Genomic DNA, 15,919 nt, shown 5'->3' with positions numbered 1-15,919 from the left:
AGGCGTAGGGGTCAGATGTCAAGGTAAAGTTCGAAAACGGACTTTACAGGCACTCTCCCAGTCCAAACATGGGGAAGGATCGTCCAATATATGGGATTTATGAAAGCCTCCCTCATTTTAATTGTTAGTTTATGTCTCATTAGCTGTGCCCCAGCAAAATCTTCTTATTTCGGTGAGGAGACTTGGTCGGGACTTACGTTTGGTGGTGCCGAAATTTCGTTTTCTAAACTGGAAAAAGGGGAAATTGCCCTTAATGTTTACTCACCTGATTGTGTTCCTTGTTGGAAAGAGATACCGGCCCTCAACTTACTTCACGCAGAAATTGAAAATCGGTTTCCTTCCAAAGCATTATACATGGTGGTTGATCCATACCAGATTGTTCCAGATGTGACCGAAGAGCGTCCGTTTGGTGAAGTGTATCAGTTAGCAAAAACAAGAATGGAAACAGAAGTTAAAAACCGAAAGATACAGGTTCCAATTGTTTTTATGAAACCTCCCTTCCATGTGAAAGAAGGTGGGCTTATCACTGGAACCCCAGAGACAATGTTGTTTGTTACAAAACCAATGAGGTTGTATTATAATTTTTTGGGTTCGATTTCGGAACAAACCTCTGTCGATGTCATTCGAAAAGAAGCTAAGTTCAATTTTTTCCGTTATCAATTTGGAATGGAATCATTATGAGAGCAGTATTCATAAGATTTATCGATTGTGAAGGACCAGGGATTTTAGAACCCTTACTCCGCGAAGCGGGATATAGAGTTAGTTATCAAAATGCTTACGATAGACGAATTCATTTAATGCCAGAAATTCATCTGAATTTTGACTTGATAGTGATGTTAGGTGGTCCTCAATCAGTAGCTGATCCGAATGAACAAGAATTTTTTAAACCTTATTATGATATTGTAAAAAATCTGGTTGCCTTACCGAATAAAAAATTAATTGGAATTTGTTTGGGGTCTCAAATCATTGCGAAGGCGTTAGGTGCCAACGTGCGCCCAGGAACAAAAGGTCCAGAAACAGGTTTTTCTGACCTTCAGATTTTGAAACCTGAACATCCTATCTTTTCAGGAATACAAAAAGAATCAGTTTTGGCATTTCATTTACATGAGGATATTTTTGATATTCCTGTTGGTGCCGAACATTTACTTGCGAGTGATTTTTATGCAAACCAAATGTTTGCTTATAAAAATAGAATATTTGCTTTCCAAACACATTTGGAGCCAACTTTGGAGATGTTAAATGTATGGCAGTCCGTACATAAAGACTTTATCGCAAAAGGTAATGGTGATTTTTCTGAGATCGCAAATAAACAAAAGGTAATGGCAGAAACTGCTAAAACTATATTTCGAAATATTATAAAATTATAACGGACCCGGTATGTTTCAAAAAATATTAACAATTTTATTCGGCAGTAAGTATGAGAGGGATTTAAAAAGACTAAACCCAATTGTAGAAGCTATCAATTCTTTTGAGCCAACAATTAAAGCAATGGATGATGAAACTTTGTCACAACAAACAACAAAGTTCAAAGACAGGTTGGCAGCAGGAGAAACTTTAGATGATATTTTACCAGAGGCCTTTGCAACCGTAAGAGAAGTTTCATATAGAACATTAGGTATGCGCCATTTTGATGTGCAGATGATGGGAGGTATTTCTTTGCATTGGGGAAATATCTCCGAGATGAAAACGGGAGAAGGTAAAACTCTTACTTCGACTTTACCCATTTATCTTAATTCACTTTCGGGTGAAGGTGTTCACGTTGTTACTGTAAATGATTATTTAGCAAAGCGGGATGCTAACTGGATGCGTCCTGTATTTGAGTTTTTGAAAGTATCTGTTGGTGTCATTCAACATGACATGGACCACGAAGAAAGAAAGGTGGCCTATGATTCTGACATTACTTACGGAACAAATAATGAATTCGGTTTTGATTATTTGCGTGATAACATGGTGAGTTACAAAGAACACCGTGTACAAAGACAACATAACTTTGCTATTGTGGACGAAGTGGATTCGATTCTAATTGATGAAGCTAGAACTCCTTTGATTATTTCGGGCCCTGCGGAAGAATCTACAGATAAATATCTCAAAGTTAATAAAATTATCCCAAAACTGATTGAAGGTGAGGACTATGAGATCGATGAAAAGGCGAAGAATGTCATTTTATCGGAAGCTGGAGTTCATCACGTCGAAGAATTGTTAGGTGTAGAGAATTTATACCATTCAGAAAATATTGAATTGGTTCACCACGTTCAACAAGCACTGAAAGCACACAAAATATTTTTTAAAGATAAAGATTATGTTGTCCAAGGTGGTGAAGTCATCATCGTTGATGAGTTTACCGGTCGATTGATGAAAGGGCGTAGATACTCAGATGGATTACACCAATCATTAGAAGCAAAAGAGGGTGTACCAATAGCTCGTGAGTCTCAGACATTGGCATCAATTACTTTCCAAAATTATTTCCGTATTTATAAGAAGTTAGCCGGTATGACTGGAACTGCAGATACGGAAGCGGAAGAATTTAAAAAAATCTATAATTTAGATGTAATTGTAATTCCTTCTAATTTAAAAATCCAACGACAAGACATGGCGGACCGTGTTTATAAAACAGAACGTGAAAAGTTCGATGCTGTTGTTAAGGATATCCAAGAAAAAGTCTCTCGTAAACAACCAGTGCTTGTGGGAACCATATCTATTGAAAAGTCGGAGGTTCTCTCTAAACTTCTCACATCACATGGAATTTCGCATAACGTATTAAACGCAAAACAACACGAAAGAGAATCTGAAATTGTTGCTAATGCAGGACGACCAGGTGCCATTACGATTGCTACCAACATGGCAGGTCGTGGAACGGATATTGTGTTAGGTGGTGCTCCTAAATACAAAGAAGATTTAGAAAAATTAGATGAGCGTTGTGATTCTTTAGGGATTAAAACAAAAGCAGAACTGGAAGTTGTGTATAGCTTTCGCGAAAATTTGATCAAACAAAAATTTGATGAAGCAGAATCTAAGATTTCAGAAATCAGAAACGATAACATTAAAAAAGATTGTGAAAATATCTTATCCGAAGCCAAAAAATGGAAAGTGGATCATGACTTCGTTATTGGTGCTGGTGGTTTACATATCATTGGATCTGAACGACATGAATCGCGTCGGATTGATAATCAGCTCAGAGGACGATCTGGTAGACAGGGAGATCCAGGGTCTTCTAGGTTTTATTTATCCTTACAAGATGATCTAATGCGTATTTTTGGATCAGATCGAATTGCTCGCATTATGGATACTTTGAAAATGCCAGAGGGCCAAGAGTTGGAACATAATATGGTTTCCAATGCAATTGCACGTGCACAAAAACGTGTAGAAGGCCATAACTTTGATATCAGAAAACACTTATTAGAATATGATGATGTAATGAATCGCCAGAGGATTTATATCTATGGAATTCGTAATGAACTTTTAGATAAAGGAAACATGTCACGAACCATTGTTGACTTCTTTGATGAAGTTGTAGAAAACCAAGTGATTCTTTACTGCGAAGGAAACAGTGTGGATGCTTGGGAAGTTGATTCACTCAATGAGTGGATACAAAGTTTGGGCATTACAGAAAAAATTGACCCAAAACAATTCAAAAAAGAATCAAACCCACAACTCAAAGTATTCGAAGTTTTGTCCAAGATAGTAAAAGAATTATATGAGTCCAAAGTTTCTTCAATTGGAGAAGAAGTTTGGCGTTCGATAGAAAGAAATGTATTTTTGGATATTTTGGACCATAGATGGAAAGAACATCTCTATGCGATGGACCATTTAAAAGAAGGTATTTGGACTGTTGGCTACGGTGAAAAAAATCCTTTGATTGAATACAAACTGCAAGGTTTTAAGATGTTTGATCAATTGGTTGAAAATCTTAAAAATGAAGTAGTTTCCTTTTTATTAAAAATTGAAGTAACTGATTCCGACAGAAACCAGGACGAATCCTCCCCAAAAGAGTATAAAAAAATAGGAGAAGAGCAAAGAGCTGAGGTAGATATGTTTGGAAATGAAATCAAATCAAACAAATCAAAACCGCAAGTTTCTTCAACCACGAGTTCTGGCGGCGGTTCCGAACGAAAGTCAAGCCGTAGAAAAAAATAGCGATATAGGTTACTAGTATAACCGACCAAACTCATTCAAATGCGAGCGTTAGCTCTTTCGTTTGAGTTTGGTTTAGAAAGATGAAACATAGTTAGAATTTGAAATAAAAGGAAATTTACAGATTATAAATTTCTCCTTATTCTACAGACTTTGCAACGACCCCATCAATGTCCGAACCATTTGAATACGAATGAGGATACACATAACCTGAACTTGTGTTCGGGTTAGTAACGGCTGATGCCGAGGTCATTTTAATATATTTAAATCCTAAAGATTTAATTTGATTTAGCGCAGTATTGTCGCATGATGCATTTGTAATTAAATCATCAATGTTAAACCCATCTCCGCCACCTAACAGGAAGCCACTGCCTGTGGATGTAAACAATTGTTCTAGTGAAAGAAGATTGGAACTCATATTATAAAGAACTGGTCTAAGTCCGGCAAATCCTGGCCAGGATGAAATTTTGTTGCTATCTGCTGTTGAAGAATTAAATCCACTTAGATCAAATCCGCAGTAATTTGTACCATCGTATGATACTTGCACAACCATTGGATCAAATGCGTAACGATCGCTACTTTCAGTAACTCGAAAAGGATTTTCATAAATAATAAAATCGATTCCGGTAACATTTTTTACGATTTTTCCGCCCCAAGATAAAATAAGTGTAGCACCTGTACCCGTTAGGTTTAGTGCGTAGACATCCAAAGATCCTGAAAGTTCCCCTCCACCACAAATTCCATTAATTGCTTTTGATGAATCATTGAATCCACTTACTGAAGAATTTGCTGACACAACTGTATTCGCAATTGGAATTCCTTGTGGAAGAATCTTTGGAGGACAATTTGTTTTTGAATTATTAGAAATTTCTGCAGCAGCTAATAGTGCCAATAATTCATTTTGGTTATTTTTTGGTTGTGGTGAACAAGTATATAAAAAGGTAACTAAAAACAAAATGGAAAAAGTATTATAAAAGCCTTGTGGAAATGTTTGCATGTGATTACTCCGTTTGACCCTAAAATAATTTAGGGTCAAATTTGATATCATTACCAATTAGTTGGATTTGAAGAAACAAAGAGTGCTTTACTCCAACCGAATCCGCCACAACCAGTTCTTGTTGGATCAGCTGAACTATAACTAGAGAGGTTTACATTCTCTGCTTCTTTTAATGTTGCGAAATTTGGATAGACTGTACAGTAATAGAAACATTTGGTTGCTGAATTTTCACATCCAGTTGTTGTAGGTGCAGTCCAAATTACTTTTGTATATTTACTTGGACTATAAGTATCATTGGGAAGATATTGGTAGATAAAAGTTCTATTAACAGTATCAACAGCAATGATTCTTAAATAACTACTTCCTGAAGCCCAAATTCCGAAACCAGATGGGTCTTGGACAATGGAAACATTAGATGTGAAGCTGGAACAAGATCCACCACTACAAAATCCGCCTTTCCAATATCCCCTAATTTCTGCTAAAGAATCCATCACACTGGATTTCCCTTGTTGTTGTCCGACGACTAAACCTGTAAGTAGGTTGGTATTGGCTTCCGATTCTTTTACTTTGCCTGCTTCGCTGCATGCTGTTAAGATAAAAATTGCCAAGATGACAATCGTTAGTTGAATAGTTGGTTTCATTTAGTTTCTCCTAAATTTTTTTTGAATTTAGGGGAACACGAACTGGAAATAGATTTAACAACTTCGTAATACGAAGAATGATAAAATCTAATATTAGAATTCTAAATACTATTTTTTCCATACGGGCGCCCCGAGTTTGCCTTCGGGGCCCCTTTATATTGATTGTAGAACCAAAACAATATAAGTGTGCAAAGTTCCCAATCCACGAGAAAACATTGCGGGGAAGATCTGGCTTATCACCTAACGTAACTTTAGTTACAAAAGGTGCATCACAGTTGCGGGTCAGCACAGGACTTTCACCTGTTTCCTCCCTGAAGGTAATGCCAGAGTTTCTACCTCTATGTTTTTTGTCAATGAGTTTAGTTTACTTTTGTTTTGTCAGATAAGGATCTAAGAAAGGAAGTGATCAATTCAATTTCAGATTCGTTTATTTGGCGGTTCAAATTGTAATAGTTCATTCTTCGAACTGCCTCTTTCAGAGTTGGTACGCTGCCATCATGAAAATAAGGTGCGGTAAGTGCTACGTTTCTTAGAGGAGGAACTTTGAAAAAAAACTTATCTTCATGTTTTCCTGTAAATTCAGCTCTTCCTGTATCACTAATGTTATAAGAATATACTGAATCTAATTTTGCAAATTGTGATCCACCAAGCAAACTTGTACTGTGGCAATTGGTACAACCAACATCTAGAAATAAATTTAAACCATCTAATTCCGATTTATTAAGTGATAGTACATTATTCTCAAGAAAATCATCGAATTTGGATTTTGATTTAAGTGATCTCTCAAATGCTGCTAATGTTAGGCGAATCGAATGGATGCTGGGATTTGGCGATTCTGGAAAGGCATTCGCAAAAAAAGAAGTATAACTTGAATCATTTTGAATTCTTGTAAGTAGTTCTGCTTCAGAAGGTAAAGACATTTCTAGTGGATTTAAGAAGGGATCGATTGCTTGGTTATATAGTGAGTCTCTCCTTCCATCCCAAAAAATAATGGGTAAATATCCAACATTCAGTATCGTTGGAGTATTTCTTTTGCCAATTTGTCCAAAGGTCCCACGCGAAGTGGATTGGCGATCCATACCAGCGGCATTTCCATCTAATGGGTGACAGGTGAGACAAGACTGTACGTGATTTGATGAAAGTTTGTTATCTCTAAATATTTTGTTACCTAAGGCAATTTTAGCAGCTGTGTCTTCTTCCGATCCTGGAATGGTTTCGGATAAAATTCCAATTTGTTCTCTAGCAATTTTTTGTAAATCGGTCGCATATAAATAATTTGAGAGGAAGTTTGCCGTTATTAATTGAAATATAATTTTATTTTTTTCTTCATTATGTTCGTTAATTTTGCAATTAACGAAAGTTAAATGAATTATTGAAAAAAGTAATATTTGAATACTATAATGACTTGAATTAACTTTAAAAGTGCGGACCATGAGACCAAACAGAAATTTGGCCTGAATTCCAGCAATTCAATTTTTAGATTTGGATTTTTAGAGATCTGTTTTTTTTAGAAAATTGTAAATAGAATTTTTCGACAGCAAGTTTTTAGTGGGTTCGAAATGAATTGGTTACTACTGCAATGGTGCTTGCTATTTCACCAATCTTTTGACTGACTTGGTTCAAATCTTCAGAATTATTCGCAAGTTGTTGTGCATTTCCAGAAAGTGTATTGATTGTGTTCACCATATCTTCTGATGCTTTTTTCTGCTCTCGACTGGAAAATTCGATGGTTTGGGCCATCTCTTGTAATCCTTGAAGCTCTGTTGCTACGTTTAGCAAACTATTCGATTGTGTTGTCATTTCTGCTTTTAGATGATTCACTCCACTTTGCATTCTGTTGGATTGTTCTACAATTTCACCTAATGCATTTACTGTTTCATGAACATGATTGGTACCAAGATTGACAACAGCATTACTTTTATCGATGAGGCGTTTGATGTTTTTAACAGAGGATTGTGTTTTATCTGCGAGTTTTGAAATTTCTTCCGCGACAACCGCAAATCCCATGCCTGCATCTCCAGCTCTAGCAGCTTCAATACTTGCATTTAATGCTAGTAAGTTGGTTCTTTCTGAAATTTCAGTAATTAGATCTACGATTCCAGTAATTTCTTTAGTTACCGAACGTATTTCCGACATTGCATTGTCAGTGTTTTGTACTGAAGTGTTACCAATGTTTGCTAAATTTGTAGAGGCAATCGATTGATCAGATAATCGTAAGAGTGCACTTTCAATATTGGAAATTGAACCTTCAATTGTTTTCATTTCTTCTGTAATTTTGTTAATATTCTTTGTTTCATTTGTAATAAATTCGAACATAAATTCAAATGAAGTTGTTAATTCCTCTAATGAAGCGGCCGACTCTTCTGATATTGAAGCTAACGAAGAAGCGTTATCAGAAACGGACATTGCATCTTTCTTTAATTGAAATGAAGATTTTTCCGCATTACTTACAGAAATTTTTAATTGGTTCATAATATGATTTAAATTTGATAAAAATAAGTTTATAGAACCTGCTATTTTACCTATTTCATTTTTGCCAAAATCTGGAATTGTTTTTGTCAAATCAGCTTCGCCACTAGAAAGTTCATTTACCTTTGAAAGAACTGTTACCAAAGGTTTATTAATGCTTCGAATGATAAAAATGACAAAGACACTAGATATAATCAATGATCCTAATACGAAAAGAATGTTTATGTTTCTTTGAAAAGACAATAATTGAATTCGATCATTTACCAGTTTTTCAAGGATTAAAATGGAACGGTCTTGGATTTCTCCTGCAATTAATGTCCCTTTGTGAATTGTTGTGAATAATTGATTGTGAGAGGATGGTTTAGAGTTTTTTAGATTAAAAGTTTCTTTTAGTTCTTTAACGTAAGTTTCACAGGATGTATTCGCAAATTTCTTAGCTTCTGTTAATTCTATTTTATATGGAGATTTGTCTTCAATGGATTTAGTATATGATTTTTGGATTTCCTTGCAGGTTGTTTCAATGAAATTGATAGAAATCAATGCCTTTGTGTAATTAACACTAGAGTATTGTTTGTTCTTGTTTTCAGAGGTTGTATATTCGTTACGAATAATTTCCTTTAAAGTTGCTACGTTTTTTAAAATTTCAGGTACTCTGAAAAAAATTATTTCCATTTGATAATACGAATTTACTTCGGGATCTAGAATTAGATTTGAAAAATCACCAATTTTTAATGCTAATTCTTGTGTATCATTAAGAAATTGAATACTAGTGGATTGATCAAAAGATGGAATTGTTTTATACTTTTCCCAAGACGTAAGTAACTTAGAGTCCTCCGCTAGCAAATTGGTTTCTTCGATCATCTTTTTTGAGATTTCAATGAGTGGAATTAAGTTGTTAGTATTTTCTTCTCCTAATTTAAGTCGTACCAATCCTTCTCTGTAGGTTAAATAAATCGGTTTTAAAGCCTGAATGCCTAACTCTTCTTTTTCTGCAAACAAAATGGTTCCATTTAGTGAACGTACTAAAATAAGCAAAATGATGAATAGTGATACAATGAGAGGCAGAGGTAAAAGTAATAATCTAATTTGAATCGAAAATCTGGAGAGAAATTTTGACATAAGAATTAGTATCTTCCTAAAGTGGACGAAATAAAAATCCACATACCTTCTAACGATAATTGATTTTCAATAAATCAATCATTTAATTTTATAGAGTAGAACTGGAGGGTTTATGAAAAAATCCCTGATACTTGTATGTTTATTAACCGCAATTTCCTGTGCTCGTACTTTGGAAGTTAAAAACCAAGAAAGCCTTTTTGAAAATTGTATGAAGACTTTCAAAGATGAAATTAAATGTCGTGAATTCATGTCTAGCTCAGCAAAAGAGATTCAGTCTGAAGAACAACAACGTGAAGCAGCATTGGCACAGCTAACAGAAGAACAATTAGCTGGGATGAAACTTCGTAAGGATATTAAAAACACATTAACTGGAAAAAATGGTAATTTTGTTAGAGAATACATAGGTGATCCTGACGAGATTAAACGTGGAGGTGATAGAGAATATTGGGTTTATAAACGTCCTATTAGTAAGTATGACAGTGAATCTCTGCCTGATAAAGAAATCACCGTTATATTTCGACGTTCCTTTGTTGAAAAAGTCGATTATCGTAAGCCATAACATTTGTTATTGATCTGTCCCTTTTGACTTTAGCATTTTTGAAATTCCATTAATGGTATTGTTTTGATTTGTTTGGGAAGGATAAAATTAGTCAGGAGATGTTCTCTCCTGACTTCAGTGTTTGCTAGTATACTAAGTAGTCTTTTAAGTCTACTGTTACTCCAGCAGCTGTAGTGTAAGACTTGTTACAAGCGGAAAAAGCACCAGCAAGGGCTTGTTGCGCAAGGCCATAAGTAAACTGTGGTAAGCTACATGGTTGAATTGGATCATTTACTTTAGAAAGAACGCATTCTTTTAATGCTTTCATTTGTTCAGTTGTTTTTCCTTCCAACTTTGTTGAGGCGCAACCTGTGCCGGCGTTAAAGTATTCTTTTCCACCAACGCAAGAGTTTGCAGCCGTATAAGCAGCAACACAGTTTGCTTTTACCTCAGAGTCAATTACTGAGTTGTTTACCAAGTAAAGTAGAGCCGTTGGGTTATCTTCTTTTTTTGATCCAGAATCAGAGCAGCTAACTAAGTTAGCTGTCATAAGGAGAACCAAAGAGATACCTACTAAACCAGATTTAAAGGATTTGTTGTTCATTTTCATCATTTTCTCCTTAGAATTTAGCTACCATACCGACAATGATACCGTTTTGGTATGAAGCCGGTCTTCCGGAAGTGTCTACGAATTGTTGACCAGGACCCCAATCTCTTCTTAGGTCTACTTTTACTTGGAGGTTTTCCGTTAGATCAAAAGTAGGTGTGAAAGTAAGAGTTTTGATTTGTCCATAGTTACTAACTGCTCTTGTTCCAATAGAATCTTGGAATTTAAGGTCATATCTGTCTGCTGGTGTTACCGCAAATAGAGGTGGGTTTACTACAAGTGATCCACCGTAACGTTTGTCATCAAGATACTCAAAACGGAAACCAAGTGCAAAGAAGTTAGTGAACTGATACTTAGCTTGTAATTGGTAAGTTTGGTAAACTCTTTTGATTTTGTTTTCGCGGCTTAGGTTTGTATCCTTTGTAAGACCAGCTGTAACTAATCCTGGATCAAGTTCTGGAACAAGGCCCGGCATCGCAGTATCTAACTTAGCTTTGGTAACTCCACTTGCTTCGTATCCGTAAGCAGCTGTATTTGTTTGACCAGTTCTTTCACCGTAAGTATAGTCAAAGATAGTCGTCAACTTATCAGTTGGTTTGAAGATCAAAATTAAGTTTTGAATCATCCAGTGGTCAGCATGGAACGATGATTGTTTAGGAAACGATGTTCCAGTAGATTGTTCAAGATAGTATAGAGAATTGTTTTGTCTGCCTTTGATATTATCATTAGCTTGCAATGTGTTCCATACTACTTGGAATTTATCTGGTACAACATCATACTTTACTTGAGTTCCAATCGCTCTGGTAGGATTTGGTCCATCAGCATAAGCATGTTGTGAAGTGTTAGTTAAACTAGATCCACCCGCAGCATCACCATATGGTGTCAATCCATTGTAACCAAATTGTTGGCCATTCCCTGTATAACCAGTTCCTTGGGCACTATTGTAAAGGTAAAGACCAGTCGATAGTCTATCATTAATTTGTAAGTTTGCTCTCGCACCGGTATGGATAAATGGGATTGTGTTAAAGAACACGTATCCAATCGTGTAAGCGATGTTATCCTTTGAGTCAAGAAGTTCCAAACCGATATGTGTTGCCATCTTACCTACGTCAACTGTCAACCCTTTGAATACTGGGAAGTATGCTGAAACATAAGCTTGTTGTAACAACTGCATATTATGAAGAGAGTTTGTCGTTTGGTACGGACGCTCTTGATACATGTTGTTTTGTCCGTTTTGCATATCAATACGGAATCCCCACGGGCTGTCCTTCTCAGCTAACTTCTCCATTGCAAGTTTTACTGAGTTCACAGCAAACTGCTTGTTGTAAGTGTGGAAAGTTCCCGCTGTATCTTGGGTAGCCCCTTGCCGGTTATTTGTAGTATAGTTATAATATACGTCCACATATCCGGAAAAATTTACCAACTCATACCAAGACTTATCCTTTTCCTTTTTATCCTGAGCAAAAAGGGAAGCCTGGGAAAATAAGGTAGCAACGATCGTCGCCAACAGAGTGTATTTATTTCTCATTTGCCATTTCTCCTATGTGAACTTGTTGTGCAAGTTGTGTACCAGGTTGGCGACAAGGGCCTAGGTACTAGGAAGAAAAAAAGAGAAACACTGTATTTGAATGAGTTCTAAGGAAAAAAAAATAAGTTTTTGATTAAATAAAGAACAATTCGGTTCAATTGTTGGAGCGATTTTTGAAATTATTTGATCAGGTTGCTTATAAATTGAGCAGAGTGTTGCAATAGTCTTGAATATTCATTTTCTTTAGGCGAGTGTTGGACCAGGTCTAAAAGCTGGTTCAACACCATTCCGTAGTTGGTTTTTGCCAGATCCGGGAAGTTTTCAGCCAGGTGATTGCCATTCAATTTCATATCCGTTAGAAGGAGAGGAGGAACTTCTTCCCAAATTTGGACAAAACGATTCACTGTTTCACCAAAAATTGGTTTAAGTTTTAAAATGAATTCTGGAGTGATAGGAAAACGTGACTGGAAGTGTCGTTTAACGGGTGCAAGGTATTCTTTTTTAAGAATAAACTCGTCATCTTTTGTTGTGCTTTCTGTGTTTTCCCACTTGATTATAAATTCAAAGAACAAAAGACAGTCCTTTATATTCTGACCAGAAAATTTTAAAGTCCTAAGGATTGTTTCTAAATCCTTTAACGTGGTAGTATTATTTAATATGGCGAAAAATGACAATGCCAACTGTAAACCAATTAAATCTTTAGAGGTTTTGTCTAGTTTATCTAATATGTGATTTTTAACAAAAAGTGGAGTTTGTAAAAAGGGGATGAAAATCTGAAAAATGTTTTCATCGGCTAATAGTTGTATCATGCGAGAAGGATAAGGACCTAAAAATGATTTGAGTATTTCATCCTGGAACCTCTCTAATGATATTTTTTTTGTAATGTGTTTTGTTTTTTGAATCGCATTTTTTGTTTCTGGTTCGATGACAAAATCTAAAGTGCTTGCGAATCTTAATGCTCGAATAGGGCGCAATCCATCTTCTGAAAAACGTTGAATTGGATTTCCAATGGTACGAATTGTCCTTTCTTTAATATCTCTTTGTCCAAAATGTTCATCTACAAGAAGGTTCGTCGATAAATCGTAAGCTAAAGCATTCATTGTAAAATCTCTACGTTTTAAATCTTCTGACAATGTGGTACCGAATTCTACATGATCTGGCCTTCTGCCATCAGTATAATCTTTGTCAATCCGATAGGTCGTGACTTCGTAATTAATTTTATCCAAAACAACCGTTACTGTGCCATGTTCTATTCCGGTATCGATGACTGTTCTAAATAATCGTTTCACATGTTTCGGTTCTGCGTTAGTTGTCAGGTCGTATTCTTTGGGAGTTTTTCCCATAACTAAATCACGTACTGATCCACCAACTAGGTAACACTCGTATCCTGCTCCTTTCAGAGCAGAAACAATTTGATATAGGTGATTTAAAAATTTTGAGGGGATATGGGAACGTAAGTCTATTGGCAATTTCTACATTTGCCTCTAAAAACGATCTCAACTGATTCAGTAGAAAAACCTTTCAAGTGTTTGGCGGATGGAATTCCGTTCCAAGGATCATCGATACATTCAATTTTACCACAGACATTACAAATCAAATGTCCATGCGCCGCTGAAACTACATGATTCCCATCTGACTTTAACTCAAAATAGGTGACCCGATCAGTTGAATGTAATGAATTTAGGAGGTTTTTTTCTTCCAAATCGGATAAAGCTCTGTAGATGGTCACACGATCCCAGGATTCTTCTTTCGGAAGTTTTTCCATAATTTCCTGGTGATTGAGTGGCCTTGGTGATCCTTGTAGAATGGACAAAACTTGTTCACGATTTTTCGTAACCTTGAGTCCGATTTTTTTAAGTATTTGAGAGGGATCTCCTGCCATGATTTGTTTATCCTGTGATGGGGGAAGATTGTCTATTCTAAAATCACGTTTGATTTCCAGATTTCCCAATACCGGATTCCCATACGAGTATGGACCTGTAAAAACTCTTCAATTTCCATTCCCTTCGTTTTTTCCACAATGACAGGAGCAATACCCAAATCCAGTTTTCGATTGAGGATTGAATCGATTTCTTCTTTGGCGGAGTTTGTCACTCGATCACAATCCTCCTTACGATCAGTAAGAAGGCTCTTATTTTTTTCGCAAAATGTCGCAGTTTTGAAAGAGGTGCCTGTTTCCAATAATTCATCTAATTGGCGAGTGGTAGATTTTTTACATTGGGTTAAGCAGGTGGCTACCGAAATAACCAAAAGAGTCATGTATATCCGAAAAATCAAGTCTTGCTATCCTGTGCCAAATTTGCTAACTGGTCTGCCCTAGTGTTTTGTTCACGAGGAATATATTGAATTTCAAAATTTGGAATTGATACTCTTAGAGAATCGCATTTATTCTTAAAAACAAGTAGGTCTTTGTTTTTAACTTTATACTCACCTATCATCTGTTTGACGACGAGTTCAGAATCCAATCGAAACTTAATTTTTTGTAAATTTTGTTTTATGGCTTCTTCCATTCCTCGATACAACGCTTGCCATTCAGCTACATTATTCGTTGCGTTCCCAATTTTTTCCGATAGGAAAAAAAATTCGATACCATCATTATCTTGAAACGAAACACCTATGGCAGCGGGGCCAGGATTCCCACGGGAACTACCATCACAATAAATGAAGGTGGTATCTTTTGACGACATAGCCGACAGTCTTTTCTATGAATCAATCTTCTCCAATCAAAAACATGAACTGATCATAAAAAAATCTTTTGGATTCTGATTTATGCAGGACTTTTTTACAGCTCCGTGGTAAACGGAGCGTATTGGGTGGCGGGTGGATAACCCCACCCAGTCCAGATAGGGCGGGGACATCTACCTAAAAATCCCAACCTCCCCTAAAAAAAGGAATTGTATGACCGAACGGGGATTTGGTGCCCTCACCATGTTTGAAAATCGCCTTCGCAAGCTAAAGAAAGAACGCGAAAAATGGGCGAAAAGAGAATCGATTACTTGTTATCGTGTTTATTCAGAAGACATACCGCAAATTTCTTGTATTTTAGATCGGTATCCAAATGGATTCGTGTTATACGATAAAAGTTCGACGCGCTTCCAAGCAGAGGAAGGTCATGATGAACGTTTTGATCGAATCGCAACGATTGTGAAAGATGTATTTCAAATCACAGAAGACAAATTGTATTTAAAACGAAGGAAAAAGCAAAAAGGTTCAGATCAATATGATAAATTATCCATTGAAGGAAATTTTGAATGGGTAAAAGAATCAAACTTAGAATTTCGTGTTAATCTATCTGATTATTTGGATACTGGTCTTTTTTTGGATCATCGTATTACTAGAGATTGGTTAAAAAACGCATCCAAGGGTAAATCTGTTTTGAACTTATTTTCATACACAGGTGCATTTTCCGTTTATGCTGCGTCAGGTGGTGCCAAAAAAACTAAAAGTGTCGACCTATCAAAAACTTACTGCGATTGGGCATTGAAAAACTTGGAACACAACGGTTTCAAATCTTCAAATCACCAAATTATAAACGCAGATATTTTACAATGGATCGAAGAAGAAACAAAAAATCCAAATAGAGAACGTTATGATTTAATATTTTTGGATCCACCTACCTTTTCCAACAGTAAGAAAATGCGAGAGGAATGGGATGTACAAACAAAACATAGAAATCTTCTTTTATTACTTTTAACAAAATTTCTTTCAGATAATGGCGAGATTTGGTTCTCAACGAACTTTCGGAAATTCAAAATGGAAGTTGCAGATGACGAGTGGACCGAACGTGGTTTTCTATGTACCAATCGTACGAGGGAATCGATTCCTGCAGATTTTCGAGATGAAAAAGTTCATCAATTGTTCTGCATCCAACCAGAACCAAATCGTTGAT

At 36.1% G+C, this 15,919-nt stretch carries 15 protein-coding genes and 1 riboswitch; of the genes, 5 read left to right on the top strand and 10 right to left on the bottom strand.

Annotated features, from left to right (window positions below):
- The first annotated feature begins 99 nt into the window (after positions 1-99).
- From EHQ31_RS10955 to secA, 3 genes are read left to right on the top strand one after another with little or no spacing between them, the layout of a single operon-like run.
- Entirely contained in the window at positions 100-681 is a 582-nt protein-coding gene (locus EHQ31_RS10955) for a hypothetical protein (protein ID WP_244247349.1), read from the top strand.
- Positions 678-1,367 (top strand): type 1 glutamine amidotransferase, encoded by a 690-nt coding sequence (locus EHQ31_RS10950; RefSeq protein WP_135573789.1) that lies wholly within the window; start codon positions 678-680, stop codon positions 1,365-1,367. Before EHQ31_RS10955 ends, EHQ31_RS10950 begins: the two co-directional genes overlap by 4 nt.
- Before the next feature lie 10 nt (positions 1,368-1,377).
- Positions 1,378-4,134 (top strand): preprotein translocase subunit SecA, encoded by a 2,757-nt coding sequence (gene secA, locus EHQ31_RS10945; protein WP_135573791.1) that lies wholly within the window; start codon positions 1,378-1,380, stop codon positions 4,132-4,134.
- Positions 4,135-4,270: 136 nt separating this feature from the next.
- Here secA and EHQ31_RS10940 read toward each other — a convergent pair whose 3' ends face one another.
- The 4 genes from EHQ31_RS10940 to EHQ31_RS10925 form a co-directional block, all read right to left on the bottom strand.
- On the bottom strand, positions 4,271-5,128 hold the full coding sequence (locus EHQ31_RS10940) for an LIC_13355 family lipoprotein (protein WP_135573793.1): 858 nt from the start codon (positions 5,126-5,128) through the stop codon (positions 4,271-4,273).
- Between the two features lie 50 nt (positions 5,129-5,178).
- On the bottom strand, positions 5,179-5,769 hold the full coding sequence (locus tag EHQ31_RS10935; RefSeq protein WP_135573795.1) for a hypothetical protein: 591 nt from the start codon (positions 5,767-5,769) through the stop codon (positions 5,179-5,181).
- Positions 5,770-5,971: 202 nt separating this feature from the next.
- A riboswitch (cobalamin riboswitch) is annotated at positions 5,972-6,124 on the bottom strand.
- A 4-nt stretch (positions 6,125-6,128) separates the two neighbouring features.
- The gene (locus EHQ31_RS10930) at positions 6,129-7,202 is read right to left on the bottom strand and encodes a cytochrome-c peroxidase (RefSeq protein ID WP_135573797.1); all 1,074 of its coding nucleotides are present in this window, start codon (positions 7,200-7,202) and stop codon (positions 6,129-6,131) included.
- Between the two features lie 112 nt (positions 7,203-7,314).
- Positions 7,315-9,357 carry a methyl-accepting chemotaxis protein gene (locus tag EHQ31_RS10925; RefSeq protein ID WP_135573799.1) on the bottom strand — a complete coding sequence of 681 codons (2,043 nt, stop codon included), beginning with the start codon at positions 9,355-9,357 and terminating at the stop codon, positions 7,315-7,317.
- Positions 9,358-9,469: 112 nt separating this feature from the next.
- Here EHQ31_RS10925 and EHQ31_RS10920 point away from each other — a divergent pair, with 112 nt between their 5' ends.
- Positions 9,470-9,916, top strand: coding sequence for a hypothetical protein (locus EHQ31_RS10920; RefSeq protein WP_135573801.1), 447 nt, complete (start codon positions 9,470-9,472; stop codon positions 9,914-9,916).
- A 124-nt stretch (positions 9,917-10,040) separates the two neighbouring features.
- Here EHQ31_RS10920 and EHQ31_RS10915 read toward each other — a convergent pair whose 3' ends face one another.
- The 6 genes from EHQ31_RS10915 to EHQ31_RS10890 all read right to left on the bottom strand — a co-directional run bounded on the left by EHQ31_RS10915 (position 10,041) and on the right by EHQ31_RS10890 (position 14,717).
- Complete coding sequence (locus tag EHQ31_RS10915; RefSeq protein WP_135574132.1) at positions 10,041-10,505, bottom strand: hypothetical protein; 465 nt, start codon at positions 10,503-10,505, stop codon at positions 10,041-10,043.
- Positions 10,506-10,515: 10 nt separating this feature from the next.
- Positions 10,516-12,030: an outer membrane beta-barrel protein gene (locus tag EHQ31_RS10910; RefSeq protein ID WP_135573803.1), complete on the bottom strand. Its 1,515-nt coding sequence runs from the start codon at positions 12,028-12,030 to the stop codon at positions 10,516-10,518.
- A 179-nt stretch (positions 12,031-12,209) separates the two neighbouring features.
- The gene (locus tag EHQ31_RS10905; protein WP_135573805.1) at positions 12,210-13,499 is read right to left on the bottom strand and encodes a CCA tRNA nucleotidyltransferase; all 1,290 of its coding nucleotides are present in this window, start codon (positions 13,497-13,499) and stop codon (positions 12,210-12,212) included.
- Complete coding sequence (locus tag EHQ31_RS10900) at positions 13,490-13,912, bottom strand: Fur family transcriptional regulator (RefSeq protein ID WP_002986407.1); 423 nt, start codon at positions 13,910-13,912, stop codon at positions 13,490-13,492. The genes EHQ31_RS10905 and EHQ31_RS10900 overlap by 10 nt, the downstream gene beginning before the upstream one ends.
- Positions 13,913-13,944: 32 nt before the next feature.
- Positions 13,945-14,289: a hypothetical protein gene (locus tag EHQ31_RS10895; RefSeq protein ID WP_135573807.1), complete on the bottom strand. Its 345-nt coding sequence runs from the start codon at positions 14,287-14,289 to the stop codon at positions 13,945-13,947.
- 14 nt (positions 14,290-14,303) lie between these two features.
- Positions 14,304-14,717, bottom strand: a complete 414-nt coding sequence (locus EHQ31_RS10890; protein ID WP_135573809.1) for a ribonuclease HI family protein — start codon at positions 14,715-14,717, stop codon at positions 14,304-14,306.
- Between the two features lie 211 nt (positions 14,718-14,928).
- On the opposite strand from EHQ31_RS10890, the gene EHQ31_RS10885 reads away from it, so the two are divergent.
- Positions 14,929-15,918 carry a class I SAM-dependent methyltransferase gene (locus EHQ31_RS10885; protein WP_135573811.1) on the top strand — a complete coding sequence of 330 codons (990 nt, stop codon included), beginning with the start codon at positions 14,929-14,931 and terminating at the stop codon, positions 15,916-15,918.
- Position 15,919 lies beyond the last annotated feature (1 nt).

The sequence above is a fragment of the Leptospira montravelensis genome, from assembly GCF_004770045.1.
GTDB classification, from domain to species: domain Bacteria; phylum Spirochaetota; class Leptospiria; order Leptospirales; family Leptospiraceae; genus Leptospira_A; species Leptospira_A montravelensis.
The sequence above is the reverse complement of the archived record's forward strand: the minus strand, read 5'-3'. Positions and strand labels throughout refer to the sequence as shown.